Genomic DNA, 3,583 nt, shown 5'->3' on the forward strand with positions numbered 1-3,583 from the left:
CGCATATTTATCAAAATTTGGGGGCTAGAAGTTCAATTTATCTCGAAGAATTTTTACTCCTCAGAGCTGTAAAGTCATTGATCATTTGGAGCATCGTACTCAGCGGACTTATTTTGTTGACATTAAGCATTTATCCTCAGTTTGCAGAGCAGCAAAAAGAAATGACCAAACTGCTTGAGGCCTATCCGGAATCGATTAAAAAAGCGTTTGGAATGAATGAGCTAAATATGGGAGATTTAATGGGTTTTTACGGGATAGAAATTTATATGATAACTACCCTTTTAGGAAGCATATACTCGGCAATTCTTGCATCCAATATTCTGGCCAAGGAAGAAAATGAAAAAACGATTGAATTTTTGTTGTCAAAGCCTGTCACAAGAAGCCGAATCGTAACAGAAAAACTTCTGGCCGTTTTGGTAAATATTTTGATTTTTAACGTAGTTTCAGCCGCAGCAAGCATCATTGGATTTCAATTTGCAAAAGACCCGGATGTTCCGACAGACACGTTTAGTTTGCTGATCGCCGCAACAATATTGCTTCATTTGACGTTCGGTGCAATTGCGTTTATGTTGTCGTCGATGATGAAAAAAACAAGAAACATCCTTTCGATCTCACTGGGGATTGTCCTAGCTGCCTACTTTATGAATGTGATGGCAGGGATATCGGAAGACTTAGAGTTCCTAAAATATATAAGCCCGTTTAAATATGTGGACGCCGCCTCCATTATTAATGATAACGAGATTGAGCCTTTGTATATCTTTATTATGGCTGAGGTTATTTTGATTAGTATCTTCGCTTCATATATGGTATATAAAAAGAAAGATATTGCAGTCTAATGAAATTAGAGGTGTTAAAATTGTATTCAGCATTTGAAAAGCAGCCTAAAGAGAAAAAAGACTTGATCATCAAAGTGGCCATCGAGGAATTTGTGAAGAATGGTTATGAAAAGACCTCTACAGATGTTATTACGAGACGGGCGGGAATTTCCAAGGGAATCCTTTTTCATTATTTTAAGAGCAAGAAAAACTTATACCTTTATTTAGTGAATTATGTGAAGGACTTTCTGACGGAACTAGCAATGGAAGAAATGAAAAAAATCCAATCTGATGATTTCTTTGAAAGGATCAAAGAAATCGTCCTGTTGAAACAAAAACTAACGGTTCAGTATCTCCAAGAAACTCAGTTTATTACGGATGCCTTTACTAATCCTCCAGTGGCAGTAAAGAAGGAAATGGAAGAAATTATTAAGAAACATTACGAAGCTTATCAGGAAGATTTTTTGCTGAAGCATGTCTATATTAAAGATCTGATCCAAACGGAAAAACTTAGAGAGGATATTTCCGTGGATACCGCGATCCGCATGACCATGTTGATTGCCGAACAGCTGTCTAATAAGTATATGGCTATATACAAAAATAAGCAAATGGATGTCATGAGTGGTGTGGAGTCTTTGATAAGGGAACTGAATGAATATCTTAAGATTATTAAATATGGAATCTATAAACCAGAATAGAGTTTTTGATTTCTTTTCCCGTGGCGTTTTGCTACGGGATTTTTGCATATTATTAATGTTACGCATATAATTTTAAGATTTATTTAAAATTATTTAAAAATAAGACATTATCAAAGTGTATTGCACAATAGATGAATATGTTGTAATCTTTTATTTGTTTTATATAACGAAATACAACTGCTCATCTTCTTATCTAGAGAGGCGGAGGGACTGGCCCGAAGAAGTCTCGGCAGCGGACTCGTTTTCGAGTGCTGTGCCAAATCCAGCAAGCATTGTGCTTGAAAGATAAGAAGGGTTTCTTATATAGATACGTATAAGGCCTCTTCTTATGTTCAGATAAGAAGAGGCCTTTTCTCTAAGTGGAAAGCTCCTTCAAAAAAACATAAAATGAGGTGGAAAGAGTGGAGTTAAGAAAAGGCAATCTATTTGCGTTATTTCCGTTTGTGGTCTTTTTAGTGTTGTTCATTGGTGCAGGCGTGGTTACAGGCGATTTTTATAAATTTCCAGTCATTGTAGCAATTTTGATTGCGGCAAGTATTTCGTTGATGATGAATCGGAAAGAGTCTTTAACGAAGAAAGTGGAAGTGTTCACAAAAGGGGCTGGAAATGCCGATGTCATGTTAATGGTCATCATTTTCTTATTAGCAGGAGCATTTTCGGAAGTAACTAAAAAAATGGGGGCTGTTGAATCAACGGTTAATTTAGCTCTTTCCGTTGTTCCGCAAAATTTATTAATAGCCGGTCTATTTGTCATTGGATGTTTTATCTCCATTTCGATGGGAACGTCCATGGGAACGATTGTAGCGTTAGCGCCGATTGGAGTCGGAATTAGTGAACAAACCGATATTTCTTTGGCATTATCTATGGCAGCTGTCATTGGCGGTGCTATGTTTGGAGATAACCTATCTTTTATCTCTGATACAACGATTGCGGCAGTTCGTACACAAAATACAAGAATGAAAGAAAAGTTTAAGGTGAACTTTTTCATTGTTTTACCAGCGGCAATCATCACCATCGTTCTTTTCTGGGCCATTACTGCTGGAGAGCAAGCGGAAATTACGAATCAATCTTTTCATTGGATGAAAATTTTACCTTACCTTGGTGTATTAATAACAGCATTAATGGGCGTTAATGTACTAGTCGTGTTAGCAGGCGGTATTTTATTAGCAGGAATCATCGGCCTTCTTGATGGAAGCTACAGTGCAATGGGCCTCATTCAAGCCATCGGTGACGGGGTCGCCGGAATGCAGGAATTGTCATTGCTTGCGATCTTAATTTCCGGTATGGTGGAAGTCATTAAACATAACGGTGGAATCGATTATTTACTTCAATTAGTAACAAGAAATGTAAAGTCAAAAAAAGGGGCACAATTCGGCATCGCGGGATTAGTGAGTTTAACCAATCTTTCAACAGCAAACAATACGATCTCCATTTTAATTGCTGGTCCACTTGCAAAAAACATTGCTGATCAATATGACATTGATCCGCGTAAATCTGCCAGCATATTGGATATTTTCTCATGCTGTTTCCAGGGGCTCATCCCATATGGTGCGCAAATGCTTGTGGCAGCAGGTGTTGCTTCCATTTCACCATTAAGTATTTTGCAGTATTCGTTCTACCCATTCTTAATTGGAGTTTGTGGCATGATTGCGATTGTGTTTGACTTTCCAAAATTAAAAACACAAAAAGAAGTAAAGGCAGACTTACAAGCGAATAAAGCGGTATAATGAAAAGGTCTCTGATGTGGAGACCTTTCTTTGTAGGGGGGTGACTTAGAATATGATTAACACAAACGGTCGTTTAGAAAGGTGATGAAAAATTGTTCATCCAAAAAGACAACCAAGCAATATCAATGAATGATCTTGTGTGTTAGTATCTAGATGTAAAGTGGGAGAAGAGCTCCTATAAACTATTGCAATCTGGTTTTATTCATTATGAACGCTTTCAGAAACCAAAACCAGTGTGCACAGATTTTTAAGCTGAGAAAGGATGTTCGTCATTCACGAGAACATCCGCCGGAAGCCCACTGCTTTAGCTGTGGAGGAAGGCGGGGTTTATATTTTTAGTATA

Annotated in this window: 3 protein-coding genes and 1 riboswitch; all 3 genes read left to right on the forward strand. The window is 37.6% G+C overall.

From position 1 onward, the window contains the following. The first annotated feature begins 5 nt into the window (after positions 1–5). The 3 genes from DCC82_RS09075 (at position 6) to DCC82_RS09085 (ending at position 3,240) form a co-directional block, all read left to right on the forward strand. A complete protein-coding gene (locus DCC82_RS09075; protein ID WP_233253025.1) occupies positions 6–836 on the forward strand; it encodes an ABC transporter permease subunit in 831 nt (276 codons plus the stop codon). Next, positions 836–1,513, forward strand: coding sequence for a TetR/AcrR family transcriptional regulator (locus DCC82_RS09080; protein WP_015863723.1), 678 nt, complete (start codon positions 836–838; stop codon positions 1,511–1,513). Before DCC82_RS09075 ends, DCC82_RS09080 begins: the two co-directional genes overlap by 1 nt. A 186-nt stretch (positions 1,514–1,699) precedes the next feature. After that, positions 1,700–1,805: riboswitch (SAM riboswitch) on the forward strand. Positions 1,806–1,914: 109 nt separating this feature from the next. After that, a complete protein-coding gene (locus DCC82_RS09085; protein WP_062677929.1) occupies positions 1,915–3,240 on the forward strand; it encodes a Na+/H+ antiporter NhaC family protein in 1,326 nt (441 codons plus the stop codon). Positions 3,241–3,583: the final 343 nt, after the last annotated feature.

Source organism: Geobacillus sp. LYN3 (genome assembly GCF_003064505.1).
Classification (GTDB): Bacteria; Bacillota; Bacilli; order Bacillales; family Anoxybacillaceae; genus Parageobacillus_B; species Parageobacillus_B toebii.